The organism is Rhizobium sp. SYY.PMSO (assembly GCF_046840415.1).
Classification (GTDB): domain Bacteria; phylum Pseudomonadota; class Alphaproteobacteria; order Rhizobiales; family Rhizobiaceae; genus Rhizobium.
The window spans coordinates 547,338-573,092 of the sequence record NZ_CP177349.1 but is presented as its reverse complement, the minus strand read 5'-3'; the positions used below and the strand labels follow the sequence as shown (position 1 = coordinate 573,092).

General features: G+C 61.9%; 24 protein-coding genes. 13 read left to right on the top strand and 11 right to left on the bottom strand.

Going from position 1 to position 25,755, the window contains the following annotated elements; all coding sequences use genetic code 11:
• Positions 1-23 precede the first annotated feature (23 nt).
• The gene (locus ACJJVH_RS02790; protein WP_412064693.1) at positions 24-1,448 is read left to right on the top strand and encodes an MFS transporter; all 1,425 of its coding nucleotides are present in this window, start codon (positions 24-26) and stop codon (positions 1,446-1,448) included.
• Here ACJJVH_RS02790 and ACJJVH_RS02785 read toward each other — a convergent pair.
• The 4 genes from ACJJVH_RS02785 to ACJJVH_RS02770 all read right to left on the bottom strand — a co-directional run bounded on the left by ACJJVH_RS02785 (position 1,429) and on the right by ACJJVH_RS02770 (position 5,651).
• Entirely contained in the window at positions 1,429-2,427 is a 999-nt protein-coding gene (locus ACJJVH_RS02785) for an NAD(P)H-quinone oxidoreductase (RefSeq protein ID WP_113356031.1), read from the bottom strand. The genes ACJJVH_RS02790 and ACJJVH_RS02785 overlap by 20 nt on opposite strands.
• 79 nt (positions 2,428-2,506) lie before the next feature.
• Positions 2,507-4,312, bottom strand: a complete 1,806-nt coding sequence (locus ACJJVH_RS02780; RefSeq protein ID WP_412064692.1) for a GGDEF domain-containing protein — start codon at positions 4,310-4,312, stop codon at positions 2,507-2,509.
• Between the two features lie 311 nt (positions 4,313-4,623).
• Positions 4,624-4,875, bottom strand: coding sequence for a type II toxin-antitoxin system ParD family antitoxin (locus ACJJVH_RS02775; RefSeq protein ID WP_112796793.1), 252 nt, complete (start codon positions 4,873-4,875; stop codon positions 4,624-4,626).
• A gap of 227 nt (positions 4,876-5,102) precedes the next feature.
• The gene (locus ACJJVH_RS02770) at positions 5,103-5,651 is read right to left on the bottom strand and encodes an HdeD family acid-resistance protein (protein WP_112796791.1); all 549 of its coding nucleotides are present in this window, start codon (positions 5,649-5,651) and stop codon (positions 5,103-5,105) included.
• A 151-nt stretch (positions 5,652-5,802) separates the two neighbouring features.
• Here ACJJVH_RS02770 and betI point away from each other — a divergent pair, with 151 nt between their 5' ends.
• The 5 genes from betI to ACJJVH_RS02745 all read left to right on the top strand — a co-directional run bounded on the left by betI (position 5,803) and on the right by ACJJVH_RS02745 (position 11,855).
• Positions 5,803-6,390 (top strand): transcriptional regulator BetI, encoded by a 588-nt coding sequence (gene betI, locus ACJJVH_RS02765; RefSeq protein WP_113356029.1) that lies wholly within the window; start codon positions 5,803-5,805, stop codon positions 6,388-6,390.
• Between the two features lie 5 nt (positions 6,391-6,395).
• Complete coding sequence (locus ACJJVH_RS02760) at positions 6,396-7,037, top strand: glutathione S-transferase family protein (protein WP_113370359.1); 642 nt, start codon at positions 6,396-6,398, stop codon at positions 7,035-7,037.
• Positions 7,037-8,500 carry a betaine-aldehyde dehydrogenase gene (betB, locus tag ACJJVH_RS02755; protein ID WP_412064691.1) on the top strand — a complete coding sequence of 488 codons (1,464 nt, stop codon included), beginning with the start codon at positions 7,037-7,039 and terminating at the stop codon, positions 8,498-8,500. Before ACJJVH_RS02760 ends, betB begins: the two co-directional genes overlap by 1 nt.
• Before the next feature lie 163 nt (positions 8,501-8,663).
• Positions 8,664-10,316, top strand: a complete 1,653-nt coding sequence (gene betA, locus ACJJVH_RS02750) for a choline dehydrogenase (RefSeq protein ID WP_412064690.1) — start codon at positions 8,664-8,666, stop codon at positions 10,314-10,316.
• A gap of 177 nt (positions 10,317-10,493) precedes the next feature.
• Positions 10,494-11,855, top strand: coding sequence for a chloride channel protein (locus ACJJVH_RS02745; protein WP_112796781.1), 1,362 nt, complete (start codon positions 10,494-10,496; stop codon positions 11,853-11,855).
• Between the two features lie 153 nt (positions 11,856-12,008).
• On the opposite strand, the gene ACJJVH_RS02740 is transcribed toward ACJJVH_RS02745, so the two are convergent.
• Positions 12,009-12,455: an RrF2 family transcriptional regulator gene (locus ACJJVH_RS02740; protein ID WP_112797347.1), complete on the bottom strand. Its 447-nt coding sequence runs from the start codon at positions 12,453-12,455 to the stop codon at positions 12,009-12,011.
• Positions 12,456-12,944: 489 nt separating this feature from the next.
• Here ACJJVH_RS02740 and ACJJVH_RS02735 point away from each other — a divergent pair, with 489 nt between their 5' ends.
• The 3 genes from ACJJVH_RS02735 (at position 12,945) to cysN (ending at position 16,253) form a co-directional block, all read left to right on the top strand.
• Positions 12,945-13,682: a phosphoadenylyl-sulfate reductase gene (locus tag ACJJVH_RS02735; RefSeq protein WP_113391783.1), complete on the top strand. Its 738-nt coding sequence runs from the start codon at positions 12,945-12,947 to the stop codon at positions 13,680-13,682.
• A gap of 125 nt (positions 13,683-13,807) precedes the next feature.
• Positions 13,808-14,761: a sulfate adenylyltransferase subunit CysD gene (gene cysD, locus ACJJVH_RS02730; RefSeq protein WP_112796777.1), complete on the top strand. Its 954-nt coding sequence runs from the start codon at positions 13,808-13,810 to the stop codon at positions 14,759-14,761.
• A gap of 1 nt (position 14,762) precedes the next feature.
• Positions 14,763-16,253: a sulfate adenylyltransferase subunit CysN gene (gene cysN / locus ACJJVH_RS02725; RefSeq protein ID WP_112796776.1), complete on the top strand. Its 1,491-nt coding sequence runs from the start codon at positions 14,763-14,765 to the stop codon at positions 16,251-16,253.
• Between the two features lie 175 nt (positions 16,254-16,428).
• On the opposite strand, the gene ACJJVH_RS02720 is transcribed toward cysN, so the two are convergent.
• On the bottom strand, positions 16,429-17,352 hold the full coding sequence (locus ACJJVH_RS02720; protein ID WP_113356022.1) for a LysR family transcriptional regulator: 924 nt from the start codon (positions 17,350-17,352) through the stop codon (positions 16,429-16,431).
• A gap of 180 nt (positions 17,353-17,532) precedes the next feature.
• Between ACJJVH_RS02720 and ACJJVH_RS02715 the strand changes: the two genes are divergently transcribed.
• From ACJJVH_RS02715 to ACJJVH_RS02700, 4 genes are all read left to right on the top strand, one after another.
• Complete coding sequence (locus ACJJVH_RS02715) at positions 17,533-19,095, top strand: MFS transporter (protein WP_412064689.1); 1,563 nt, start codon at positions 17,533-17,535, stop codon at positions 19,093-19,095.
• A 342-nt stretch (positions 19,096-19,437) separates the two neighbouring features.
• A complete protein-coding gene (locus tag ACJJVH_RS02710) occupies positions 19,438-19,785 on the top strand; it encodes a hypothetical protein (RefSeq protein WP_412064688.1) in 348 nt (115 codons plus the stop codon).
• Positions 19,786-20,200: 415 nt separating this feature from the next.
• Positions 20,201-21,262, top strand: coding sequence for a porin (locus ACJJVH_RS02705; RefSeq protein WP_112796774.1), 1,062 nt, complete (start codon positions 20,201-20,203; stop codon positions 21,260-21,262).
• Positions 21,263-21,661: 399 nt separating this feature from the next.
• The gene (locus tag ACJJVH_RS02700; RefSeq protein WP_412064687.1) at positions 21,662-22,744 is read left to right on the top strand and encodes a 3-deoxy-7-phosphoheptulonate synthase; all 1,083 of its coding nucleotides are present in this window, start codon (positions 21,662-21,664) and stop codon (positions 22,742-22,744) included.
• 28 nt (positions 22,745-22,772) lie between these two features.
• On the opposite strand, the gene ACJJVH_RS02695 is transcribed toward ACJJVH_RS02700, so the two are convergent.
• The 5 genes from ACJJVH_RS02695 to ACJJVH_RS02675 form a co-directional block, all read right to left on the bottom strand.
• On the bottom strand, positions 22,773-23,186 hold the full coding sequence (locus ACJJVH_RS02695; protein WP_113356019.1) for a DUF6314 family protein: 414 nt from the start codon (positions 23,184-23,186) through the stop codon (positions 22,773-22,775).
• Positions 23,186-23,710, bottom strand: coding sequence for a peptide-methionine (S)-S-oxide reductase MsrA (gene msrA, locus ACJJVH_RS02690; RefSeq protein WP_112796768.1), 525 nt, complete (start codon positions 23,708-23,710; stop codon positions 23,186-23,188). The genes ACJJVH_RS02695 and msrA overlap by 1 nt, the downstream gene beginning before the upstream one ends.
• Positions 23,707-24,156 carry a peptide-methionine (R)-S-oxide reductase MsrB gene (gene msrB / locus ACJJVH_RS02685; RefSeq protein ID WP_112796766.1) on the bottom strand — a complete coding sequence of 150 codons (450 nt, stop codon included), beginning with the start codon at positions 24,154-24,156 and terminating at the stop codon, positions 23,707-23,709. Before msrB ends, msrA begins: the two co-directional genes overlap by 4 nt.
• Positions 24,157-24,333: 177 nt before the next feature.
• A complete protein-coding gene (locus tag ACJJVH_RS02680) occupies positions 24,334-24,831 on the bottom strand; it encodes a GAF domain-containing protein (RefSeq protein ID WP_112797341.1) in 498 nt (165 codons plus the stop codon).
• A gap of 41 nt (positions 24,832-24,872) precedes the next feature.
• The gene (locus ACJJVH_RS02675) at positions 24,873-25,538 is read right to left on the bottom strand and encodes a pentapeptide repeat-containing protein (RefSeq protein WP_412064686.1); all 666 of its coding nucleotides are present in this window, start codon (positions 25,536-25,538) and stop codon (positions 24,873-24,875) included.
• Positions 25,539-25,755: the final 217 nt, after the last annotated feature.

The window sequence follows — 25,755 nt, the reverse complement described above, 5'->3', positions numbered from 1 at the left end:
GGGAAAATACCGAGGATCGCCCGATGTCCGGCATGGAAAACACCGCTCCCACCCCGCCCTCTTCCGTCTTTGCGTTGTTCTCGCCGAAATGCCTGCCGGCGACGCTTATGCTCGGTGGCGGCGTCACGCTCTATGCCGTCGAGGCCTACATCACCGCCACGATCGCTCCCTCCATCGTCCGGGATATCGGCGGCCTCGAACTGTTCTCATGGATGACGACGCTCTTCGTCGCGGCCGGCGTGCTCGGCTCGATTACGGTCGCCACAAGGCCAAAAGGTATGGGCTTGCGTGCCGTCTATGTCGCAGCGGCTCTCACATTCGGGGCCGGCAGCCTCATCTGTGCCGTCGCACCGATGATGCCGGTGCTGCTGGTCGGCCGCGCCGCCCAGGGCTATGGCGCCGGCATGCTGTCCGGCCTTGCCTATGCCTTCATCCGTTTCGTCTATCCCGAAGTCTTATGGCGCAAGGCTTCCACGCTCTACGCAGCGATCTGGGGTGTCGCAACGGTGCTGGGACCGACGCTGGGCGGCCTCTTCGCCGCCGGAGGCGCTTGGCGCGAGGCATTCCTCATCCTCGTGCCGCTGACCGTGATCATGGCGTTTTCGACACGGTGGCTGCTGCCTGATGTCGCGGACGATCGGGCGGATACGAGGACACCGCTGATCCAGATCGCGCTGCTGCTGGCCGCGGTCCTCGTCGTCAACATTGCAAGCACCGTCGAACACGGATCATACACGGCGCTGCTGATCGCAGCGTCGATCGTTCTCGTCGCAATCATGGTCGCAATCGAACGCAAGAGCGACACGCGCCTGCTACCCTATGGCGCGGCCATGCTCGGCAATCCCATCTCGCGCCTCTATCTGACGATGTTCGCAGCCATGATGGTGCTGACGAGCGACATATACATTCCCTATTTCCTGCAGACACTGCATGGCGTCACGCCCCTGGTTTCGGGCTATCTGGTCGCGCTGGTCGCATTGGGCTGGACGATCGCCGCCTTCTTCAGCGCGTCGCTCTCCGGCAGGCAGGCCGCGATCGCCATTGTCGCCGGCTGCATTCTGGAAACCGCCGCAACCGCGTCGCTGATCCCGTTCCTGGCGACGACGACGCCTTTCGATGGCGTCGCCAGGCTTGCGCCCGCCGTGACCGCCATGTTTCTGATGGGGTTCGGCGTCGGCCTCGGCTGGGCGCATCTCGTCACCAAGCTCATCGGCATCACCCGCAGAACCGAGCAGGACAAGGCTTCGGCCGCCATCTCGATGACGCAATCGCTGGGCGGCGCGTTCGGCGCGGCGCTCGCGGGCGTCATCGCCAATGGCGCTGGCCTCACGCATCCGGGCGGCATTGCCGGCGGCCTCTCGGCCGCGACCTGGCTCTATGCCCTGATGGCGGTGCCCGGCCTCGTCGCCATTGCGCTTTCCTTCACGATCAGGCCAGCTTCAGCATGATCTTGCCGATGTGATCGCCGGTTTCCATCAACCGATGCGCCTCGATCACATCGTCAAAGGCAAAGACCTTGTGAATAACGGGAGCAACCATGCCCTCGTCGAGCAGCGGCCAGACCTGAGAGAGGAGATCGTCGCGGACGGCACGCTTTTCCTCGGCCGTGCGCGGGCGCATGGTCGATCCGGTCACGGTCAGGCGCTTGACCATGATCGGCTGAAGGTTGATCTTCTCGGCAACGGCCCCGCCAAGGAAAGCGATGATGGAAAGGCAGCCGTCGCGGGCAAGCGAGGCCAGGTTCTTTTCCAGATAGGCGGCGCCGATCATGTCGAGGATCACGTCGACGCCGTGGCCGGTTTCCGCCTTGATAACCTCGGCGAAATCCTCCTGCTTGTAGTTGATCGCCCGCTTCGCGCCGAGCTTCTCGCACGCCTCGCATTTTTCCTGCGAGCCGGCCGTCGTATAGACCGTCGCGCCGAAAGCATGGGCGAGCTGGATCGCCGTCGTGCCGATGCCGCTGGAGCCGCCATGGATCAGCACGCTTTCGCCTTCGGTGAGGCCCGCCATCTGGAAGAGGTTGGCCCATACGGTGAAGAACGTCTCGGGGACTGCCGCCGCGCGCACGGCGTCGTAGCCATTCGGGAAGCGGAGCGCCTGGCCGGCCGGCAGGGCGCAATATTCGGCATAGCCGCCGCCGTTGGCGAGACCGCAGACCTTGTTGCCGATCGAAAATTCCGTGACGCCGGGCGCGACATCGACCACTTCGCCGGCGATTTCGAGACCCAGGATCGGGCTCGCCTCCTTCGGCGGGGGATAGGTGCCCTGACGCTGCGCCACATCCGGCCTGTTGACGCCGGCGGCCTCGACGCGGACGAGGATCTCGCCCGGCTTCAGGATCGGTAACGGCTTCCGGCCGATGGTCATGACTTCAGGCCCGCCGAAGGACGGCAGATCCACGAAACGCATTTCAGACGGCAAGGGCATGGCGCACTCTCCTCTCCCAGCAAAGCAGTGGAGATAGTTTAGCGCAGCGCGCTTGAAAAGATGGCTTGGCGGAATGGCGTCAATTCGTCTCGGCCAAACCGAGGAATGCGACGCCGGCGGCGCTCTCCTTCGCCTTCGCCTTTATGCCTGCGATGGAGGTGCTGACACGGTTGATATTGTCGATCACCAGCCCCTCGGGCAGCTGCAGGATGCCGATGGAGCAGCGCATCAGCGGAAACTCCGCTTCGGCGCCGCTGCGATCGTGGCCGCGAATCCGCCCGGCGGCGCGATCTTCCGCCGAGTAAAGTTCGAGAACATCGGCGTGGAAATCGGCAAGCAGCCGGTCCAGAACCTCGCGAAGCTCGGACATGCTCCAGCCGGTAACGCCGATGAAGAAATCATCGCCGCCGACATGGCCGAGAAAGTTGCGCTCGGCAAAGAAATAGCGGCGCATCAGCGCCGCAAATAACGAAATCGCATGATCGCCGAGGTGGAAGCCGTAGGCATCGTTGAACGGCTTGAAATTATCGAAGTCGCAATAGCAGAAATGCCTGATCTCGTCGCCGTCCCGGCCGACATTCTGCATGAAATCGTGGATGGCGCGATTGCCCGGCAGGCCGGTCAGCGGGTTCTGGTCCTGAGCGATCTTCAGTTGCTTCTCGTTGATGACCTTGATGAGCGAGGCGGCTGAAACGATGCCGGCATAATGCGTGCCTTCGGTCACGATCAGGCAATCGCTGCTTTCCATGTTGGCGAAGATCGCCATCAGCGTATCCGCGTCGGAATCGAGGCCGACGATCGGCGCCATCTCGACGAAATGCGAGATGGAGCGCTCATAGACCTTGTTCTTCAAAAGATCGCGGCCGAACGGCTGGTAGATGTATTCCTTCAGCTGATACTCGTGGATGATGCCGCGCGGCTCGTCATTGGCATTGACGACCGGGAAATAGGCGCGGCGCGGATTGCGGCGGAAAAGCTCGAAGACGCTGTCGATGCTGTCGCTCTCGCGGATGGTCGGCAGCACCTCGATCTGCTTGCGGATGAGGATTTCATCTAGCGACTGGCTGTTGCGCTCCGTCTTGCCGAGATCCTGCAGGTGCGGAAAGCTCGGCTTGAGTTCGTTGACGAACACGGTAGGACGGGCGATGAACCAGCCCTGGACGAGATCGACGCCGAATTCGCGGCAGGTAAGGAACTCCGCCTCGGTCTCGATGCCCTCGGCGATGACGCGCGTGCCGAGAACATGGGCGATATTGACGAGATTCCTGAGAATATGGCGCTTGCGGGCGCTGCGATCGATATCGACGACGAAATGCCGATCGATCTTGAGGTAGTCGACCGGATAATCGGAGAGGAGCTTCATCTCGCCATGGCCGACGCCGAAATCGTCGATGGCGAGCTTGAAGCCGGCATTGCGCATTCTGGCAACCAGCGCGGCAAATTCGGGCACGCTGGTATTGTCGAAGCGCTCGGAGAATTCGAAGCAGACGGAGGATGGTGCAACGCCGGCCTTCCGCATGTGTTGCAGCAAGCCGTCGAGCAGGAATGCGCCCTGCGGAATCAGCCGGACATCCAGATTGAGGAAAAGCGTCGCCGAGCCGAGGTTGGGCAGCGTGGCGAACTTCGCCAGCGCCCGGCTCGTGACCATCTGCTCCAGCCCGAGAAGCTGGCCGGTGCGCTCGGCCTCGTCGAGAATATCGATCGGGCTGTTGAACCCGATGCGCTCCTGCCCGCGCATCAGGGATTCATAGCCGAAGACAGCGCCCGTGCCGGCCTCCACGATCGGCTGGAATGCGTTTTCGATGACGAGTTTGGCGAGAGTGACAATCTGGTCGCTGGCATACCGGCGCAATACACCGGCCTCGACTGCGGCAGTCAGGGGCATGCCCATCTCCACTTGCGGATTTCTGAACTAATTTATTTGAGTAAAACTTTGGATTTACCGCGTTTTCGACCCAGGATGCGCCACAACCGTCAACGAAACCTTTCCCGCATGTGAAAGTTTCATGAATGGTAAAGCAATGTTAACCATTCGTCGGGACGAAATGCCGCCGAATACGTGGGAGCCGCCGCCGGCACCAGTGAAAATCAGGGCTAGAGCAATTCCAGGAAAAGTGCGCAGCGGTTTTCCGTCCGGAATCGCGTAAAAACAAAGGGATAGAGCGGTTCATCGATTCCGTGAAACGAGGAACCGCTCTAGTTCTGCGAGTGTCTCTCGGCCTCGTAATCGGCGAACATGTCGGCCACGCAACGGCCGCTCCTTGCCGCGTCTCCGCCATCGTTGGCGGCATGCGGCACATCGCAAACGTCACCGCGCTTGCGGGCCGCATCCCACATGCGCAGGGCCTCCCGCACGACTTCGCTGCTCGAAGCGTAAGTGCCGGTATCGACCGCGGCACGAATGCCGGCAGCCTGAAGCGGAGAGATGGAAACCGTTACCATCGGCATGATATTCCTCCCTTGACGTCGTTCGGCGGAAATTCGGCTGGAAGCATGTTCTCACGGTTCCGGCCGATGCCTTCGCTGCGTGCCCTTCGGACATGCGTGCTTCCAGATGAAGGTACTGTCGTTACAACTCAACGCCGCTCCGCCTCGCACGGCAGAGACGCAAAGAGTAGCGCCGCTCACGCTCCTTGTCAAAAAGTAGCAGTGCGTTACCCCTTTCGGAAGATCGCCTACCGCCTCAGCACGAGGCCGAAGGCCACCAGCGTCCAGCCCTGGAAGATCAGATCGAAGGCCAGGAAAAGACCGAGGATCCAGAGGCTGTTGACCGGCCAGCCGACCGCGATGGCGATACCGGCGACGGCGGTCGCAAGGCCGCTGATGACGATCCACACCCAGCCGCGCTCCGGCTTCAGCTTGCGGCCGACCCAGACACGAAACGTGCCGGCAATCAGCAGTGCGATGGCGAGGAACAGGGTCAATGCCTCGGACGCCAGCAACGGGTTGGCAAAGGCAAGGATGCCGGCAAGCGTATAAAGCAGGCCGCTGAGCACCCAGAACAGGATGTGCTCCCACCCCTTCACCTGGAACGCATGGGCCAGATGCACGATGCCGCCGATCAGCATCAGCATGCCGACATAATAGACCGAAGCTACCGTGGCGATGAACAGATTGCCAAGGGCGAGACCGCCGCAGATCAGCAGCACTATGCCGAGCCCGACAAACCAGCCCCATTTGCCGCGTATTGCCGACGGCGGAACGTCCTCAAGAATATCGACCATGACTGTACCTCCTCCTCTCGGGAAGTATGGCACAGAAACGCGCCTCGGAAAGAGGTTGCGGATTTTTTGGCCCGGATTGCCGCGCGATGATTTTTATTGATTGATCAGTCAATCAATAATACACTTGCCGCAAGCCCTGGGAGATTGACGCATGCCGAAAGTCGGAATGGAGCCGGTGCGCCGCAAAGCGCTGGTGGATGCCGCGATGCGCGTGATCGGCGATCACGGCTCGCTGACCGTCACCATGTCCGAAATCGCCAAGGAGGCCGGTGTTTCCCCCGCTCTTGCGCATCATTATTTCGGCAGCAAGGAACAGTTGCTGATCGAGACCGTCCGTGTGCATCTACAGCGGCTGCGCGACAGCGTCGTGACGGCGCTCCGGGCCGCGAGGACGCCCCGCGAAAAGCTCTCCGCCGTCATCCGCGTCAGTTTTCAGGCCGATCAATTCGCGCCGGAGACGATCGCCGCCTGGCTTGCCTTCTATGCCGAAGCGCAGCGCTCGGAAGAGACGCGCCGATTCCTCGTCATCTATGCACGCCGCCTGCATTCGAACCTGGTCGCCAATCTCAAGGCCCTGTGCCCGGCCGGTGACGCCGAACGCATCGCCGAGGGCGCGGCTGCCATGATTGACGGGCTTTATATTCGCCAGAGCCTCAGATCCGCGCCGATCAGCACCGAAGCATCGATCGCACTGACCGAAGACTACCTGACCACCCATCTGAACGCGCTGGAAGGCTGAGAGCCATGCTGACCGTCTGGGGCCGCAAATCGTCATCCAACGTGCAGGCGCTGATGTGGTGCGTCGGCGAACTCGGCCTGGCGTATGAGCGCATCGATGCCGGTTTCACATATGGCGTCAACGACACGCCTGAATTCCTGGCGATGAATCCGAACGGCACGGTTCCGGTATTGCGCGAGGACGATGGCGAGCCGCTATGGGAAACGGGCGCCATCCTGCGCTATCTCGCTACCCAATATGGCGACGATGCCTTCTGGCCGAAGGACGCCCGTCGCCGCGCCCGGATCGACATGTGGACGGAGTGGGCCAAGATCAACATTGCCCTGAATTTCACCGGGCCGGTATTCTGGCGCGTCGTACGCACCGCCGCCGCCCTGCGCAACGAGGCGGCGATCCGCGCAGCTATCGCCGCGCTCGGAGCGAAGCTTGATATCGCCGAGGCGCAGCTCGGACGGCATCGCTTCCTTGCCGGCGATAATCTGACGCTCGCCGATATCCAGTTCGGGCACGTTCTTTATCGCTATTTCGACATCGACATCCAGCGCCCTGCCCACCCGCGGCTGCAGCGCTACTACGAAAACCTGACCGAGCGACCTGCTTTTCAAGAGCATGTCATGGTGTCCTACGAAGAATTGAGGGTTCTATAATGCGCGCACAACCGAAAGCCTCGCATTTCATCGACGGCGAATATGTCGAGGACACCGACGGCACCGTTATCGAAAGCATCTATCCCGCAACCGGCGAGGTGATTGCCCGCCTGCACGCGGCAACGCCCGCCATCGTCGAAAGGGCGATCGCCAGTGCCAAGCGGGCGCAGCCGGAATGGGCGGCCATGAGCCCAACGGCACGCGGCCGCATCCTGAAGCGGGCGGCCGATATCATGCGCGAGCGTAACCGCGAGCTTTCCGAGCTGGAGACCTTGGACACCGGCAAGCCGATCCAGGAAACCATCGTCGCCGACCCGACCTCGGGCGCCGACAGCTTCGAATTCTTCGGCGGCATCGCGGCAGCCGGCCTCAACGGCTCCTACATTCCGCTCGGCGGCGACTTCGCCTATACCAAGCGCGTGCCGCTCGGCGTCTGCGTCGGCATCGGCGCATGGAACTACCCGCAGCAGATCGCCTGCTGGAAGGGCGCTCCTGCCCTCGTCGCCGGCAACGCCATGGTGTTCAAGCCTTCGGAAAACACGCCGCTCGGCGCACTGAAGATTGCCGAGATCCTCATCGAGGCCGGCCTGCCGAAGGGCCTTTACAACGTCATCCAAGGGGACCGCGAAACCGGTCCGCTGCTGATCAATCATCCCGACGTTTCCAAAGTATCGCTGACCGGTTCGGTGCCGACGGGCCGCAAGGTGGCGGCTTCGGCCGCCGGCAACCTCAAGCACGTCACCATGGAACTCGGCGGCAAGTCGCCGCTCATCGTCTTCGACGACGCCGATATCGACAGCGCCATCGGCGGCGCCATGCTCGGCAACTTCTATTCGACCGGACAGGTCTGCTCGAACGGCACCCGTGTCTTCGTCAGCCGCAAGATCAAGTCCGAATTCCTGAAGCGACTGAAGGCCCGCACCGAAGCCATGCTCATCGGCGACCCGATGGACGAGGCAACGCAGATCGGTCCGATGGTGTCCTGGGCGCAGCGCGAAAAGGTGCTCGCCTATATCGAAAAGGGCAAGGCCGAGGGCGCGACGCTCGTTGCCGGCGGCGGCATCCCGAACAATGTCTCCGGCGAAGGCTACTACATCCAGCCGACAGTCTTTGCCGACGTCACCGACGACATGACGATCGCCCGCGAGGAGATCTTCGGGCCGGTCATGTGCGTTCTCGATTTCGATGACGAGGCCGAAGTAGTCGCCCGCGCCAACGCCACCGAATTCGGTCTCTCCGGCGGCGTCTTCACCGCCGACCTCACCCGCGCCCACCGCGTCGTCGACCAGCTCGAGGCCGGCACGCTCTGGATCAACACCTATAACCTCTGCCCGGTCGAAATCCCCTTCGGCGGCTCCAAGCAATCCGGTTTCGGCCGCGAGAATTCGCTGGCGGCGCTGGAGCACTATTCGGAACTGAAGACCGTCTATGTCGGCATGGGGCCGGTGCAGGCGCCTTACTGACGCAATCTCGGGGCTCAGCCTCGCCCTTCGAGGCCGCTTGCAGCGGCGCCTCAGGGTGAGGTCGAGAGTGACCAACCGCAAACTCGGACGATGACCCGCCTCATCCTGAGGTGCCCGCCAAAGGTGGGCCTCGAAGGATCGGGGCGGCCACAGGGAGATAGACATGGAACAGGCAGATTTCGTCATCGTCGGCTCGGGCTCGGCCGGCTCCGCCATGGCCTACCGCCTGTCGGAGGACGGCAAGCATTCTGTCATCGTGCTGGAGTTCGGCGGCAGCGACTTCGGCCCCTTCATCCAGATGCCGGCAGCCCTTGCCTGGCCGATGAGCATGGACCGTTATAATTGGGGCTATCTCTCCGAGCCCGAGCCGCAGCTCAACAACCGCCGCATCACCGCGCCGCGCGGCAAGGTGATCGGCGGTTCCTCATCGATCAACGGCATGGTCTATGTGCGCGGCCATGCCGAGGACTTCAACCGCTGGGAAGAGCTCGGCGCGCAAGGCTGGGCCTATGCCGACGTGCTGCCCTATTTCAAACGGATGGAGCATTCGCATGGCGGCGAAGAGGGCTGGCGCGGCACCGATGGCCCGCTGCATGTGCGCCGGGGCGACGCCCGCAACCCGCTCTTTCATGCCTTCATCGAAGCCGGCAAGCAGGCGGGCTTCGAGGCAACCGAAGACTACAATGGCAGCAAGCAGGAAGGTTTCGGCCTGATGGAGCAGACGACCTGGATGGGCCGGCGCTGGTCTGCGGCGACGGCCTATCTCAAGCCGGCCCTGAAACGGCCGAACGTGAAACTCATCCGCTGCTTCGCCCGCAAGGTCGTGATCGAAAACGGCCGCGCGACAGGCGTCGAGGTCGAGCGCGATGGCAAGGTCGTGGTGATCAGGGCGAACCGCGAGGTCATCATCTCCGCCTCCTCGTTCAACTCTCCGAAGCTGCTGATGCTCTCCGGCATCGGACCCGGGCAGCATCTGCGCGACATGGGCATCGAGGTGAAGGTCGACCGGCCCGGCGTCGGCGCCAACCTGCAGGACCACATGGAATTCTATTTCCAGCAGACGAGCCTGAAGCCGGTGTCGCTCTATTCCTGGCTGCCCTGGTACATGCAGGGCATCGCCGGCGCACAGTGGCTCTTCTTCAAGAAGGGGCTCGGCACCTCGAACCAGTTCGAAGCCTGTGCCTTCCTGCGCTCGGCACCGGGCGTCAAGCAGCCCGATATTCAGTATCATTTCCTGCCGGTCGCCATCAGCTATGACGGCAAGGCGGCTGCCAAGAGCCATGGTTTCCAGGTGCATGTCGGCTACAACCTGTCGAAATCGCGCGGCAACGTGACGCTGCGCTCTTCCGACCCGAAGGCCGATCCGGTCATCCGCTTCAACTATATGAGCCATCCGGAGGATTGGGAGAAGTTCCGCCATTGCGTGCGCCTTACCCGCGAAATCTTCGGACAGAAGGCCTTCGACGAGTATCGCGGCGCGGAGATCCAGCCGGGCGCAAACGTCCAGACCGACGATGAGATCGACGCTTTCCTGCGCGAGCATCTGGAAAGCGCCTATCACCCCTGCGGCACCTGCAGGATGGGCGCGAAGGACGATCCGATGGCCGTTGTCGATCCCGATACCCGCGTCATCGGCGTCGACGGCCTGCGCGTCGCCGACAGCTCGATCTTCCCGCATGTCACCTACGGCAACCTGAACGGCCCTTCGATCATGACAGGCGAAAAGGCGGCCGATCATATCCTCGGCAAGCCGAGGCTGGCGCGCTCGAACCAGGAACCGTGGATCAACCCGCGATGGGAGACGAGCGATCGGTAGGATCGGTACGGTTCATCGCCCTTAACTGGTTGACGTGGCGGCACGGTCGGCGCAATGAGACGGGCAGTAAAGTGAAGCTCTGTAAGACAGTGTGACTATCTTAAGACATCGTTTTTAAGCAGATTGCTCGAACAGAGTCCGAAATACCCTTCCACCAATCTGCCGGTCCCAAGTCATATGCCTCCTATCTACCGCAAGTCCAAACTGCTCCGCCGTTCCCGTGTGATTTGGGGGTCTTTCAATCTCTGGCGGCCAAGATTGGTGTTCTGGACGGGAGCTCTAGCGATTGGCGTGATCAGCGTCGGCTTTGCCAAGGCTGCGGATCTGGCGCAGCGTGCCTTTACAGGCGTGACCCAATCGGGCGAATGGACGTGGCTGCTGCCGTTGCTGCTCACCCCCCTCGGCTTCGTGCTGTCAGCCTATCTCGCAGCGACGCTGTTTCCCAATTCGCAAGGGAGCGGCATCCCGCAGGCAATTGCCGCGCGGCACCTGCATCATGACGAGGACCGCACGAAACTGCTGTCGCTCCGGCTTGCCTTCGGCAAGATCGTGCTGACCATATTGGGCCTTTTCAGCGGCGCCTCGATCGGCCGCGAGGGACCGACGGTCCAGGTCGGCGCTTCCTTCATGCTGGCGGTCGCCCGCTTCGGCGGCATGGCGCAGGCAAAGGGGCTGATCCTTGCCGGTTCCGCCGCCGGTATCGCCGCCGCCTTCAACACACCGCTCGCCGGCATCGTCTTTGCCATCGAGGAGATGAGCCGCACCTATGAGTCCCGCGCCAATGGGCTGGTGCTGACGGCCGTCATCCTGTCCGGCCTTGCCGCCCTCGGCCTTTCCGGCAGCTACAACTATTTCGGCACGGCCGATGTCGCGCCGACGATGTTTCGCGACTGGGTCGTCATGCTGATCTGCGGCGTCGGCGGCGGTGCGCTCGGCGCCACCTTCAGCGGGCTGGCGCTCTACGCCGGCATCCGCATCCGCCGCTGGGCGCAGCCGCAGCCGCTCGGCAGGATGCTGATCCTGGCAGGTCTCTGCGGCCTCGTCGTGGCCGCCATCGGCGTGTTCTCCGGCGGCCAGACCTTCGGCACCGGCTACGAGCAGGCTCGCGGCGCGGTGGAAGGCCACGCCCTGCCGATGCTGTTCTTCATCGAGAAGCTGCTGGCAAGCTTCCTGTCGATGATTTCGGGCATTCCCGGCGGCATCTTCGCACCTTCGCTCGCCGTCGGCGCCGGCTTCGGCAGCACGGTCGGGACGCTTGTCGGCGGCGGCGTGGCACTTGCGGCAATCCTCGGCATGGCCGGCTATTTCGCCGGCGTGGTCCAGGCGCCGATGACCGCCTTCGTCATCATCCTGGAAATGACAGGCGACCACCAGGCCGTCATCCCGATCATGGCGGTATCGATGATCGGCTACGTGACCTCCCGGCTGCTGTCGCGCGAGCCCCTGTATCACGGGCTTTCCCGCGTCTTCATTGCCGCGGCGATCCGCGCCCGGCGAGCCATGGAGAAAGAAGGCGGCGAGGAGCACGCCGCCGGCTGAGCGCCAAAGCGCAGCCGAACCGATTGGAGCAATCCCCGCAGAGCGGCAGCGCCTTTCCGTCCGCAATCGCGGCAAAGCAAGAAGACAGGGCAATTCCGCAAGTACGGAATTGCGTCAGAAATGCCGCGTCCGCGACTTTCGAAGCGGCCCTATCTATGCCAGGAGCCTGGTGACTTCGGCGCCTTCCGGCCGGGCGATCGCATCGGCAATCGTCGTCGAGAAGAGGACCTTGCGGGTCGCATCCGCTACCCGGGCAAAGACATGGCGGATTTCGCAGGTCTGCTCACCGTCACAATCGTCGCAGCGACGATAGGCGGTGAGCGACAGACACGGCAGCGGCGCCAGCGGGCCGTCGATGACGCGCAGGATCTCGCCGAAGGTGATCTCATTGGCCGGTTTGCGCAGGAGATAGCCGCCCTGCTTTCCGCGGCGGCTGATCACGATGCCCTGATGCTTCAGGTCGAGGAGGATCTGTTCCAGGAATTTCTTCGGAATGTTCTGTTGCGCCGCGATATCGGAAATCATCATCGGCTCGCCTGTCGCTGATTGGGCCAGTGCCGATAGCGCCCGCAGCGCATATTTTGCTTTCTGAGTAATCATTTCGAACCGCTTCACACACACATGCGATACGCTCGGCCAAACGATTCAGCCGGATCGTTTCAGAATTCCTCGGCCTTCGTCCCCGGCCGATTCGAGAGTGGTCACACCAATCGCGCAACGTTGGAAAACGCTGGCAACCCAGACTTGTTTTCGTTCTTTGCCTTTATGCCGGTAGTTTAGCCCAAAATCCGCGCACACGCATCATTTTGACCATCACTTCCGATTTCCATTTGACAAGCTATGTGTAACTCTACTATTTCTATAGACATTAAAGCAAGCGCTTAAGCATGGCCAGCCATATCAAGCGCTTCCGAAGAGCCGCCTGCGGTGGCGAAATGCCTTGGTTAACAGCCGAGGCGGTCGCTTTTCCTTATCGGCGCCGCTTCATGGAGATATTTACCCTCCATCCGCTTCCTTTCGAAATCTATTTTTCTGTCCGCCATCCCTGCGAGCTGCGATACTCCGCGCACTATCAGGACAGGATCCCCCATGACTGCCATCACCCTTATTGAAGACGCCGCGACGCTCAACAGCCAGCTCGCCTCGCTCGATCTTGCGGGCCGTCTGTCGCTCGTCGCCGGCCTTGGCGGCCGGGCCGTGTTCACGACTTCCCTTGGAATAGAAGATCAGGTGATCACGGCAGAGATCGGCAATCATCGCCTGCCCATCGAAGTCGCGACCCTGCAGACCGGACGCCTTTTCCCCGAAACGCTCGCCCTGATCGACGAAACGGAAAGCCAGTACGACATCCGCATCGTCAGCTACGAGCCGGAACAGACCGATATCGACGCATACGCGGAAAAATACGGTCTGAACGGATTCTATGAAAGCATCGAAGCCAGGCATGCCTGTTGTAGCGTGCGCAAGCTCAAGCCGCTTGCGCGCGCGCTTTCGGGTGCCAGCATCTGGATCACCGGCCTGCGGCGGGGCCAATCCGCCAACCGCGCGGATACGCCCTTCGCCGAGTTCGATCCGGAGCGTAACCTGATCAAGATCAACCCGCTGGCCGATTGGGACATCGATGTCATCCGCGCCTACGTCGCCGACAACAGCGTTCCGGTGAACCCGCTGCATGCGCGCGGCTATCCTTCGATCGGCTGTGAACCGTGTACCCGGGCCATCAAGCCGGGCGAGCCGGAACGTGCCGGCCGCTGGTGGTGGGAAAATGATGAAAAGCGCGAATGCGGCCTGCATGTCCATGAAGAAGGTGCCGCAGCAGCCCAATGAAACACCCGCCGGTTCCCGGCACCGATCAGAAGCGCGTCCCGCACGCCGCCGATCAACCGGGAGCCAACGCATCCATTCTTTCCGGCCAAGCTCTAGCCGGACATTTGAAAGTTCTGGAGTCATCAATGCCCGATAGCCGTACGGATACGGAAATCTCCAATCCGCAAAGCGTCAAGCCGCCGCTCGATCCGCATCTGAAAGCGCTGGAAAACGAAGCGATCCATATCTTCCGCGAGGTTGCGGCCGAGTTCGAGCGTCCCGTCATGCTCTATTCGATCGGCAAGGACTCGTCGGTGCTGCTGCATCTGGCGCGCAAGGCCTTTTACCCCGGCCGTGTCCCCTTCCCGCTGCTGCATGTGAACACCGGCTGGAAATTCGCCGAGATGATCACCTTCCGCAACGAGATCGTGAAGAAGTACGATCTCGATCTGATCGAGCACATCAATCCGCGCGGCAAGGCCGAGAACATCACGCCCTTCACCCATGGTTCGGCCCGCTACACCGACATCATGAAGACCGAGGCGCTGCGTCAGGCGCTCGATGCCGGCCAGTTCGATGCCGCTTTCGGCGGGGCTCGTCGCGATGAGGAAGCCTCGCGCGCCAAGGAACGCATCTATTCCTTCCGCACGCCGGACCATCGCTGGGACCCGCGCAACCAGCGCCCGGAACTCTGGAACGTCTATAACGGCCAGATCCGCAAGGGCGAGAGCGTGCGCGTCTTCCCGCTCTCCAACTGGACCGAAGTGGATATCTGGCGCTACATCCAGGCCGAAGACATCCCGATCGTGCCGCTCTATTTCGCGGCGAGGCGCCCGATCGTCGAGCGTGACGGCATGATGATCATGGCCGCCGACCCGCGGCTGGAACTGCTGCCGGGCGAGACCAAGCGCGAGGAACTCATCCGCTTCCGCACGCTCGGCTGCTTCCCGCTGACGGGTGCGATCCGTTCGACGGCGACGACGCTGGAAGACATTATTGCAGAGCTGGAAATCGCCACGGTTTCCGAACGCCAGGGCCGCGCGATTGACCGCGACCAGTCCGGCTCCATGGAAAAGAAGAAGCGCGAAGGATATTTCTGAGATGACCGTAAACGCAAACGTCGTCGCAGTGCCCACGGCTGGGCCTGCTGCCGAACCGGCCAGGGCTCTTCGCGACTCGCGCCCGCTTCGCCTGATCACCTGCGGCAGCGTCGACGACGGCAAGTCGACGCTGATCGGCCGACTTCTCTGGGATACCAAGGCCGTCAAGGAAGACCAGGCCGCCACGTTGCAGCGCGACTCCACCGGCAAGCAGAACGATCTCGGCCTTCCCGACTTCGCACTGCTGCTCGACGGCCTGCAAGCCGAGCGCGAGCAGGGCATCACCATCGATGTCGCCTATCGCTATTTCTCGACCGACAAGCGCTCCTTCATCGTCGCCGACACGCCCGGCCATGAGCAGTACACCCGCAACATGGCAACCGGCGCGTCGACCGCCGATCTCGCAGTGCTTTTGGTCGATGCGCGCATGGGCATTCTCGAACAGACCCGGCGGCACGCGACAATCGCCTCGCTGCTCGGCATCAAGCAGTTCGTGCTGGCCGTCAACAAGATCGACCTGACGAATTACGATCGCGCCGGTTTCGAGAAGATTTCCAACGAATTCCGCGAATTCGCGCTGTCGCTCGGCGTCAAGCAGATCACGGCCATCCCGATGTCGGCTCTGAAGGGCGAAAATGTCGTCTATTCCGGGCAGGCCGCCATGCCCTGGTACAATGGCCCGACGCTGGTCGAGACGCTGGAGCTGGCGACCGTGCGCTCGGCGCAGACTGTTGGCTTCCGTCTCTCGGTGCAGCGCGTCTCCCGCCCCGGCGAAAGCTTTCGCGGCTATCAGGGCACGGTTGCGGGCGGCTCGGTGAAGCCGGGAGACAGTGTCATGATCCTGCCGTCCGGCATGGTCGCCAATGTCTCGAAGATCGTCACCTTTGATCTCGTACGCAACGCGGCGGTCGCAGGCGATGCGATCACGCTCGTTCTCGATCGCCAGGTGGACGTGTCGCGCGGCGACATGATCGTCGCCATCGACAGCCAGCCGCAGACGGGCCTCACCTTCGATGCCCAGATCGTGGCGCTGCAGCCGGAAGGCATCGAACCCGGCAAGCGCTACTGGCTGAAGAGCGGCAGCCGCCGCCAGCGCGTGCAGGTGCAGCCGATCGCCCAGCTTGAGCTGAAGACAGGCGCCTGGGCACCGGCGCAAGCGCTCTGGATGAACGCCATCGGCAAGGTTCGCCTGACCTTCGATGAGAGCGCCATCTTCGACCCTTATGAGCAGAACCGTTCGACCGGCTCCTTCATCCTGATCGACCCCGAGAGCAACAATACGGTTGCCGGCGGCATGATCACCGGCAAGCGCACCGATGTCGGCGGCATCCACAAGGATGGCCAGCGTGTTCTCCTGTCCCTGCCGGCCGATCTTGCCGAGCAGATCATGGCCAGCGAGCTCTTCGCCAGCCGCCGCGACGAGACGGATGTGCGACGTGTGACGGCCGCACAGGCCGCGGAAATCTGGGCGAATGCGGCGAGCGACATCTGATCGCTTTTACATCTGACTCTGAAGAAGAAGGCGGCGGCCACGGCTCAGCCGCCTTCTCTTCTGTTTGCTGATTGCTGCGTCAAGACGAGTGCCGTTCGGCGTGATTGCCGAAGGCAATTTGAACTATTCCGGCTGTGCGCCACCCTCGCCGCAGGCCGGGCGCCGGCTCTCTTGCTTAAATGGCGGTTGCGCCCGGTAAAACTTCGCAGCTCTTTGCAAAGAGCCGCTCGCTCAGGAAATCGACAAATACGCGGACCTTGGGCGACATGTGGCGATTGGACGGCCAGAGCAGATGGAAATGGCCCGGCTCGTCGATGAAATCGTCGAGAACGGTTCTCAGCCTTCCCTCCGCAAGCGTGCTGCGCACGAGGAAATCCGGCATGCAGCCGATACCGAGGCCGGCGACCGTCGCGCCGCGAACAGCCTCCATGTTGTTACAGGAAAAAGCCGTCCGCATGCGCAGGTCCGGTTCGGCCTCCGGCATGGTCAGCGGCCAATCCTGCAGCTTGCCGCTGTTGGGAAAGCGAAATCTGACGGCATGATGCTCGTTGAGCGCACGCGGGCAATCGGGCAGGCCGAACTGCTCGATATAGCTTGGCGCGGCGCAGAGCAGCATCTGGAACGGACGCAGCGTGCGCGATATCAGCCGTGAATCCGGCAGGTCGCCGCTGCGGATTGCGACATCGACCCCCTCCTCGATCATGTCGACGATGCGGTCGTTGAAATCGATATCGAGTTCGACATCAGGATAGCGGGCCAGAAATTCCGGCACCACCGGCAGCAGGAAGTGATAGCTGACAATGGGCACGCTGACGCGCAGCCGCCCGCGCGGCACCGCGACCGCATGCGCAAGAGAGGCCTGTGCGTCGTCGAGATCGTCGAGCACGCGCCGGCAACGTTCGTGAAAAAGCCGCCCCTCCTCCGTCAGCCGGATGCTGCGGGTGGAGCGCTGCAGCAGCCGGACGCCAAGCTGACGTTCCAGATTGCTGACTGCCTTGCCGACGGCGGAGGCCGAAAGACCAAGCACGCGCCCGGCGGCTGCGAAGCTGCCGAGATCCGCCGTGCGAACAAAGGCCGTCAGGCCGCTCAAGCGATCCATGTCCATATCCCATTCGAGAATTTTATTCCGGTATCTATGGAGTTATAGCGCCATTATCATTCGATTGCAGCAAATCTATCTTTTTTCGGTCATTCGAAGCCGCGGGTGGCGACTTTTTGGGTCAAGCCGCTCTCACTACAGCCCGCGGCCTTCCCCTTGCTCAAACCGAACGGTAATCCGATGACCTCACCTGAGAAAAAGGTCGCAAGCGCGACCGAGAAATTCTTCGTCCTCGTCGCCGTCTGCTGCGCTGCAGCGGCGATGCCGCTTACATTTACCGGACCCGCCGTTGCCTTGCCGGCCATCGGCCGGACGCTCGGCGGCAGCCCGATCGCCCTGAACTGGGTAACGAATGCTTTCATGCTGACCTTTGGAAGTTGCCTGATGGCGGCTGGCGCACTGGCGGACAGTTTTGGCCGCCGGCGCGTCTTCCTGACCGGCACCGGCTGCTTCGCACTGTTTTCAGCCGGCCTGGCACTGGCAAGCGATATCGTCTGGTTCGACCTGCTGCGGGCGCTGCAGGGCCTCGGCGCCGCGGCCGCCTTTTCCGGCGGCATGGCGTCGCTCGCCCAGGAATTCGAGGGTACGGCCCGCATGAGAGCCTTCAGCATCGTCGGCTCCAGCTTCGGCGTCGGTCTCGCCTTCGGGCCGATAGCATCCGGGCTGCTGATCGATGCCTTCGGCTGGCCCTCGATCTTTATCCTGGTGGTGGCGCTGGCATTGCTTGCCCTTGGTCTCGGAGCCTCTTTCCTGCGCGAGTCCCGCGATCCGGAAGCCGCCGGCCTTGACTGGCCCGGTGCACTGAGCTTCACGCTGGCCTTGACGCTGTTCACCTACGGCGTGCTGCGCGCGCCGGAAACCGGCTGGAGCGATGCGCTCGTCATCGCCCTGCTGGTTGGCGCCGCGTTGCTTTTTATCGTCTTCGGCATCATCGAGCGTGTTGTCCGGCGGCCCATGCTGGACCTCAGCCTGTTTCGCTATCCGCGCTTCGTCGGCGTGCAGTTGCTGGCGGCAGCCCCTGCCTATGCGTTCGTCGTGCTGCTGATCCTGCTGCCGGTGCGCTTCGTCGGCATCGAGGGCATGAGCGAGATTGCAGCCGGGCGGATGATGGTCGCACTCTCGGCGCCGCTGCTCATCCTGCCGATCGTTGCCGGCCTTCTGACCCGCTGGTTCAGCGCGGCGACGATCTGCGGCACCGGGCTTCTCGTCTCGGCGGCAGGTCTGTTCTGGCTCGGCCATTTCGCCACGAATTCGGCGCCTTCCGCGCTGATCGGCCCGCTGCTGACGATCGGCATCGGCATCAGCCTGCCTTGGGGTCTCATGGATGGTCTCGCGGTCAGTGTCGTTCCCAAGGAGCGGGCCGGCATGGCAACCGGCATCTTCAGCACCACCCGCGTCGCCGGCGAAGGTGTGGCGCTTGCCATCGTCAGTGCCGTCCTCTCCGCGCTCATCCGGTCGAACCTCGGAGCCTCGGCAGGCGAGCACGCCTCAGCCGCCGCGCAACGGCTCGTGACAGGAAATCTTGCGGCCGCGGCATCGGCGGTACCGGCGATCGCACACGACGCGCTCATTCAGGGTTACAGCCACGCCTTCAGTGCGCTGCTTTGGCTCTTGACCGCCATTACGGTCATCACGGCCGTTGTCGTCTTTTCCTTCCTTGGCCGGGCATCGCCAAATGTCGACCCCGAAGATCAAGACCGTTCGCAACCAGACGAAAAGCCCCTTCGCGCCGCGAATGCCTAGGGCAGGTCCAGGAAAGACGCATGCCGAGGTTTCCGTGCGAAATCCCGTAAAAACAAAGGGATAGAGCGATTTCGCAGTTCGAAGGAAAGCGAAGCGGCTCGCGGCGGTTTCGGTGGCCGGCGGGGCTCGCCCCTGCCGGTCTTACCTGCCTGTCGCGGCATAGCAAGAAGGCAAATCGAAGGCCGAGAAGCGCCAAAAACCTTACCGCATCGCAACAGAATATTTCGCAACCACATAAAATGTGCGCGCCGAAAAGGCGCCCGGACGCGCTTGGCGATAGCGCGAGGCTGGCGTTTGAATTCGCCGCTGCTATATCATATCCCCATGATATCAGACCGGTTTTTGAAGATTGTTGCCTGGACCTACATCGCGGCGCTCATCGGCGTAACGCTTGCCCACCTCAATTGGCAGGCTGCTTTCGGCAATCCCTTCGACATTTTTCGCGCCGGTGCGCTCTGCATAGCGGGCATGCTCGCCCGTCTCGCCTATCCGCAATCGCCCTCCTTCACCTGCCTCCTGATGATCGGCAGCGTGCTGGCGCTTTCCGTTTCGCATTTCCTGGCAAACGGCGATTACGGTTCGACGCTCGATCTCATCGTCGGCATGACCAGTGGCCTCTGGGGCATCATGATCGGCTCCATGCTGAGCAAGCTCGTCGTTTCGGCCTCCAAGCCGCCGATATCTTACTAAAAGCAGCCAATCCCCATTTCCTTGAAATGCTGGCTCGCCGTCAGCCAGTCATGACCACGGCATTGCGACCTGTCGCCGGTATCGGCTTGCCTCATCTCAAAGTATCCGCAAGACGAATGAAATCCGGGCGCGCGTGAATTCATATCTTGAGATGACTATTACGCAGCCAATATTCTGTATGACTTACTATCTACATTTGCAGATGTGACTTTCATGCAACTTAAATTTAAAAACCACGAAAAACCAATCTTGGAAAAAATATATCATATAACTTTACAGTAATTGGGCTTTAATAACGATCAGAAGCGGGTGGGGCCCGCTTCTCCCGAGTCGGGGTTTTAACAGGGATAGGGTCAAGGCACGTCGATTTTCGGCGCGAATGCCTGTGCCCAATCTATATTGGATTGGAGTTTTTATGAATATCAAGAGCCTTCTTCTCGGCTCCGCTGCTGCCCTCGCAGCAGTATCCGGCGCGCATGCAGCCGACGCGATCGTCGCTGCCGAGCCCGAGCCGCTGGAATACGTTCGCATCTGCGACGCCTACGGTGCCGGCTACTTCTTCATTCCGGGCACCGAAACCTGCCTCAAGATCGGCGGCATGGTTCGTACCGAAGGTAAGTGGTACAACGCTTACAATCCGTCGGATCGCTACGGCACGCTCTGGCATACGCGCGCTCAACTGAGCATCGACACCGCGACCGACACCGAATACGGTCCGCTGAAGACCAACACCGTCTACCGCTTCGACTGGCAGGATGGCGGCTCGACCACCACGAAGCTGCTCTGGGCCAATATCAGCCTCGCCGGCTTCACGGTCGGCAAGCTCGACTCGCAGTACAACCTGTACATGGGCTACGCCGGCAACGTCATCAACGACGACGTGGTCTATGACGGCCCGTACGAACTCAACCAGTTGACCTACAACTACGACGCAGGCAACGGCTTCACGGCCGTCATCTCGCTCGAAGACTCGAACTCCGGCACGGGCGCCACTGGCGTCAACGGCGAAGACAGCTCCGATCATTACGCTCCGGACGTCGTTGCCGGTCTCGGCTACAAGGCGGGCAACTTCGGCTTCAAGGTTGTCGGCGGTTACGACTCCATCGTTGAAGAAGGCGCCGTCAAGGCTCGCTTCGATGCCGACTTCGGCGTCCTCAAGGCTTTCTTGATGGGCGGCTGGAACACCGACGGCGACAAGCTCAACAAGTACGCCAGCTCGAACGGCACCGGCCCGGCCAAGACCATCGGCTGGGGTGACTGGGCTCTGTGGGGCGGCGTGACCGTTCCGATCAACGAAAAGCTGCAGGCCAACGCTCAGGTTGCCTACACCGACTCGAAGATCTTCGCAGCGACCGCAAACGTCCGCTGGAACCCGGTCAAGAACCTCCTGATTCAGCCGGAAGTTTCCTACACCAACTGGGACTCCATCAACCAGGACCAGTGGGCCGGCGTTCTGCGCTTCCAGCGCAGCTTCTAAGCCTCGTTTACGAGATCTGATCTGACTTGACCCCTGATCGGATGGGGGGCGGCCCGACTTCCAGCGAAGTCGGGCCGTTCCTTCCGAGGCAGGGGTTGATTCGTTGGCGCGGCGCTGCTTGCGGGAAACGGCTATCGAAGGCCGACGAGCAGGCGCGTGGAGCATCGGCCCAAAAATCGCTCAGCATCCAACCTTGCGCATTTCACCCGCGACGACACATCGACAAGCTGCTTTTTTTGTCGTAGAGACAGCTCATGTCTTTCACCTATGCATACGCCTCGCGATTTTATTCGTACCGCTGCTCTCAGCGGAGGCGGGCCTGTGCGTAGTTAGAAGAGACACGACAGCAAAGACCCGAACAGCCGCTAGTCTACCTGGCGGCTTTTTTGTCGCCACGGTATGACCCTTGAAGGAACCGATACCGTGTTGAATTCCACTGATGACCTGCGCATTGTCGAGATCACGGCGCTGACACCGCCCTCCCGGATCATAGACGAAATTCCCCGCGACGAAGCGGTGACGGCCACCGTCACCGGGGCACGCAATGCCGTCCATAATATCCTGCACGGCAAGGATGACCGCCTGATCGTCGTCATCGGCCCCTGCTCCATCCACGATCCGGCTGCCGCCTTCGACTATGCGGCGCGGCTGAAGGAACAGCGGAACCGCTTCGCCGACGAACTCGAAATCATCATGCGGGTCTACTTCGAGAAGCCGCGCACGACCGTGGGATGGAAGGGGCTGATCAACGACCCGCATCTCGACGGCAGCTACCGCATCGAGGAAGGCCTGCGCATCGCCCGCAAGCTGCTGTTCGACGTCAACGAGATCGGCCTGCCGGCGGGCTGCGAATATCTCGATACGATCACGCCGCAATATATTTCCGATCTCGTCAGCTGGGGTGCGATCGGCGCAAGAACGACCGAAAGCCAGGTGCATCGGCAGCTGGCTTCGGGCCTCTCCTGCCCGGTCGGCTTCAAGAACGGCACCAACGGCGACGTGCGCATCGCGCTCGACGCGATCGTTGCGGCGTCGCAGCCCCATCACTTCCCGGCCGTGACCAAGGAAGGCCTGGCCGCGATCGCTTCGACACGCGGCAATGAGGACTGCCATATCATCCTGCGCGGCGGCAAGCAGCCCAACTACGATGCCGAAAGCGTCCAGTCGACGGCGGAACTCTCCCTCAAGGCGGGCCTCGATCCGCGGATCATCATCGACGCCAGCCATGCCAACAGCAGCAAGAACCCGGAAAACCAGCCGCTGGTCGTCACTTCGGTCGCGGCGCAGGTTGCCGCCGGCGATCGGCGGATCAAGGGCATGATGATGGAGAGCAATCTCGTGGCCGGTCGTCAGGATCTGGTTCCCGGCAAGCTGCTGGTCTATGGCCAGAGCATCACCGACGGCTGCATCGACTGGCCGACATCCGTTCGTACGCTGGAAGACCTGGCAAAGGCCGTGCAGGCTCGGCGCCAGACGCGCTGATGCTCCCTTGTTCGGGAGACTGATCGGGTCAAATACGCCGATAATGCGCGAGGCTCAGATAGTGTTTCCTGGGCCCGCGCACATGCCACATCTCGGCCCAGGCATCGACCCCGCGAAAGAAGAGGCGGCCGCGGTAAAGATCCTGCCCGCAATGATGAGTAAGGCGCTGCGAGACGCCCTCACCGATGCGGATGAATTCCGAAAGATCGGGGAAACGCACCACGAGGCTGTCGTCGGTTTCATCGAGCCGATAGGTGCGGCTGCTTCTCAGTGCCACGCCGCCGCTGCGCGTATCGCCATGTTCCTCGAACTGGACAGGCGTCACGAACGCCTGTCCCTCGAATGTGACCAGCGAGCGGTTGAAGCGGTCGATGATCCGCCGCTTCACCTCCCATGTACCGGAGAAGAGCTTCAGCCGGTCGAGGCCGGCCGATCCTTTCATCAGGAGGCCGCGCGCTGCGCGTCTGCCTGCCGGCGCGGAAGCTTCCAGCCTGGCCGGATGAAATGGCAGGTATAGCCGTTCGGATAGCGCTCCAGATAATCCTGATGCTCCGGCTCGGCCTCCCAGAAGTCGCCGGCTGGCTCCACCTCGGTAACGACCTTGCCGGGCCACAAGCCGGAGGCGTCGACGTCGGCGATCGTGTCCAGCGCGACCTGCTTCTGCTCTTCGCTGGTGTAGAAGATCGCCGAGCGGTAGCTCATGCCGACATCGTTGCCCTGGCGGTTGCGCGTGCTCGGATCGTGGATCTGGAAGAAGAATTCCAGCAGATCGCGATAGCTGATCTTCTGCGGATCGAAAATGATCTCGATCGCCTCGGCATGGGTGCCGTGGTTGCGATAGGTGGCGTTGCGGACATCGCCGCCGCTATAGCCGACGCGCGTCGAGATGACGCCGTCATAGCGGCGGATGAGATCCTGCATGCCCCAGAAGCAACCCCCGGCGAGAACTGCACGCTCCGTTGTCATCTTACATCCTCCACTTGATCGATGTAGGCACCATAGCCCTCTGCTTCCATGCGGTCACGCGGAACGAAGCGGAGGGAGGCGGAATTGATGCAATAGCGCAGGCCACCGCGATCGATCGGTCCGTCCGGGAAAACGTGGCCCAGATGGCTGTCGCCGTTGGCCGAACGGACTTCGACGCGCACCATGCCATGCGACATATCGGTCAGTTCGCTGACATTGGCGGGCTCGATGGGCTTGGTAAAGCTCGGCCAGCCGCAGCCGGAATCGAATTTATCCGCTGAGGCAAAAAGCGGCTCGCCCGAGACGATGTCGACATAGATGCCCGACTGCTTGTTATGGAGATATTCGCCGGAGCCGGGACGTTCCGTGCCGCTCTGCTGCGTCACGCGATACTGCTCGGGGGTAAGCTTGGCTATCGCCTCTGCCGTCTTGCTGTATTTGCCCATTGTTGTTCTCCTTGCCCCTGGCACGCATTTCGAGCGAGGCCGGGTCCTTGAACGGGACGCGAGAGGGCCGGAAGAGCTCGATCAGCGCTAAGGGAATGTTTGCAGAGCCAATATAGGCATCACCGGATCGATTTGCCATATGGATCACGACTGCGTGACGCCCTGCCCTTCCGCTTTCTACCCCTCCGCCTTGCTCGAGGCGACGTAGATTGCGGCAAGCGCCTCGATGCCGGCCTGATCGTCCCGATCGAAACGGCCGGCATGCGGGCTATCGAGATCGATGACGCCGATGACCTTTCCGTTGCCGAAGAGCGGCACCACCAGCTCCGAGCGCGAGGCGGCATCGCAGGCGATATGACCGGGGAACGCGTGCACATCCTCCACCAGGACCGACTGCGCCCTTTCGACCGCGGTCCCGCAGACGCCGCGGCCGACGGCAATGCGTACGCAGGCGGGCTTGCCCTGGAATGGCCCGAGCACCAGCTCGCCTTCCTGCCGCAGGAAGTAAAAGCCGGCCCAATTGAGCTCGGGCAGCATCTGGAAGATCAGAGCGGACGTATTGGCCGCATTGGCAATCGGATCCCGCTCGCCTTCCAGCAAGGCTGCGAGTTGATCCGCAAGCTCGCGATAGAATTCGGGCTTGCTATCGTGCTGGATCGTCTTTTCTACGAACATCGGCATGGTCTTTCGAAGGTTCTCTGTCCTGACGAGGATTGTCAGTCCTTTTCATCCGGCGGGCAAGGCCAGGCGGACGGCGCCTTCAGCCAGGACGGCAATATGGTCGTGCTGTCGCCGCAGGCCAGATTGATCTGCGCCTGCTGCAGGCCGCTTGCTTTCGACAGATCCACGCCCTCGATGCGGGTCAGATACATGAAGGCCCCGCCGAACGAGGTCGGCCCCTCCATGATGGCGCCGTTCAGCGTCGCACGCGACAGATTGGCGAAGGAGAAGTTCACCCCCGTCAGCACAGCCTTGTCGAAGTCGGCACGACCGAGCTCCGCCTTCTGAAAATCGGTGTTCCTGAGCTGCGCGCCGGCAAATTCGGCACGTTGCAGCTCGGCATTGGCAAAGGACACGTTATTGGCGGTGGCATTGCTGAAATCGGAGCGATAGGCCTCGATTTTCGCGAAGTTCGCTCCATCGGCCTTGGCATTCTTCAACCAGGCGCGCACCAGCGTCGCCTTCTCCAGATTGGCGGAAGTCAGGTCGGCGTCGCTCAAATCCGTGCTGTCGAAATGGGCGCCGGCGAGATTGGCGCCGTGCAGGTCGCTGCTCTGGATCATGATGTTGGTCTTGCTGCATCCGCTCCAGTCGAGACCGGGTGCGGCAACGCTACCGCAATCGGCAGCACGCAGCGCATCGGTGCCGGACCCAAGAAACAACGCAGTCCCCAACGCCAATACGCCAAAACCTGTGGCAAATCCCGATCGCTGCCCGACACCGGCATACGCCGAGCGACGCTGTCGCCGATACACTGGCTTCTCCCCGGCCGATCCTGCGGCCCCGTCAACACGATTCATTCCATAACTCCGCCTCTGCGCCCGCAACCCATCTCATCCGTGAATCGAATGCAAGCGTCCTTTCTTTGTATATGGAGCT

What these genes read in the sequence shown, in the direction of transcription:
- ACJJVH_RS02790 (WP_412064693.1), top strand. Translation starts at nt 24, where the DNA reads ATGTCCGGCATGGAAAACACCGCTCCCACCCCGCCCTCTTCCGTCTTT.
- ACJJVH_RS02785 (WP_113356031.1), bottom strand. Translation starts at nt 2,427, where the DNA reads ATGCCCTTGCCGTCTGAAATGCGTTTCGTGGATCTGCCGTCCTTCGGC.
- ACJJVH_RS02780 (WP_412064692.1), bottom strand. Translation starts at nt 4,312, where the DNA reads ATGCCCCTGACTGCCGCAGTCGAGGCCGGTGTATTGCGCCGGTATGCC.
- ACJJVH_RS02775 (WP_112796793.1), bottom strand. Translation starts at nt 4,875, where the DNA reads ATGCCGATGGTAACGGTTTCCATCTCTCCGCTTCAGGCTGCCGGCATT.
- ACJJVH_RS02770 (WP_112796791.1), bottom strand. Translation starts at nt 5,651, where the DNA reads ATGGTCGATATTCTTGAGGACGTTCCGCCGTCGGCAATACGCGGCAAA.
- betI (WP_113356029.1), top strand. Translation starts at nt 5,803, where the DNA reads ATGCCGAAAGTCGGAATGGAGCCGGTGCGCCGCAAAGCGCTGGTGGAT.
- ACJJVH_RS02760 (WP_113370359.1), top strand. Translation starts at nt 6,396, where the DNA reads ATGCTGACCGTCTGGGGCCGCAAATCGTCATCCAACGTGCAGGCGCTG.
- betB (WP_412064691.1), top strand. Translation starts at nt 7,037, where the DNA reads ATGCGCGCACAACCGAAAGCCTCGCATTTCATCGACGGCGAATATGTC.
- betA (WP_412064690.1), top strand. Translation starts at nt 8,664, where the DNA reads ATGGAACAGGCAGATTTCGTCATCGTCGGCTCGGGCTCGGCCGGCTCC.
- ACJJVH_RS02745 (WP_112796781.1), top strand. Translation starts at nt 10,494, where the DNA reads ATGCCTCCTATCTACCGCAAGTCCAAACTGCTCCGCCGTTCCCGTGTG.
- ACJJVH_RS02740 (WP_112797347.1), bottom strand. Translation starts at nt 12,455, where the DNA reads ATGATTACTCAGAAAGCAAAATATGCGCTGCGGGCGCTATCGGCACTG.
- ACJJVH_RS02735 (WP_113391783.1), top strand. Translation starts at nt 12,945, where the DNA reads ATGACTGCCATCACCCTTATTGAAGACGCCGCGACGCTCAACAGCCAG.
- cysD (WP_112796777.1), top strand. Translation starts at nt 13,808, where the DNA reads ATGCCCGATAGCCGTACGGATACGGAAATCTCCAATCCGCAAAGCGTC.
- cysN (WP_112796776.1), top strand. Translation starts at nt 14,763, where the DNA reads ATGACCGTAAACGCAAACGTCGTCGCAGTGCCCACGGCTGGGCCTGCT.
- ACJJVH_RS02720 (WP_113356022.1), bottom strand. Translation starts at nt 17,352, where the DNA reads ATGGATCGCTTGAGCGGCCTGACGGCCTTTGTTCGCACGGCGGATCTC.
- ACJJVH_RS02715 (WP_412064689.1), top strand. Translation starts at nt 17,533, where the DNA reads ATGACCTCACCTGAGAAAAAGGTCGCAAGCGCGACCGAGAAATTCTTC.
- ACJJVH_RS02705 (WP_112796774.1), top strand. Translation starts at nt 20,201, where the DNA reads ATGAATATCAAGAGCCTTCTTCTCGGCTCCGCTGCTGCCCTCGCAGCA.
- ACJJVH_RS02700 (WP_412064687.1), top strand. Translation starts at nt 21,662, where the DNA reads ATGACCCTTGAAGGAACCGATACCGTGTTGAATTCCACTGATGACCTG.
- ACJJVH_RS02695 (WP_113356019.1), bottom strand. Translation starts at nt 23,186, where the DNA reads ATGAAAGGATCGGCCGGCCTCGACCGGCTGAAGCTCTTCTCCGGTACA.
- msrA (WP_112796768.1), bottom strand. Translation starts at nt 23,710, where the DNA reads ATGACAACGGAGCGTGCAGTTCTCGCCGGGGGTTGCTTCTGGGGCATG.
- msrB (WP_112796766.1), bottom strand. Translation starts at nt 24,156, where the DNA reads ATGGGCAAATACAGCAAGACGGCAGAGGCGATAGCCAAGCTTACCCCC.
- ACJJVH_RS02680 (WP_112797341.1), bottom strand. Translation starts at nt 24,831, where the DNA reads ATGTTCGTAGAAAAGACGATCCAGCACGATAGCAAGCCCGAATTCTAT.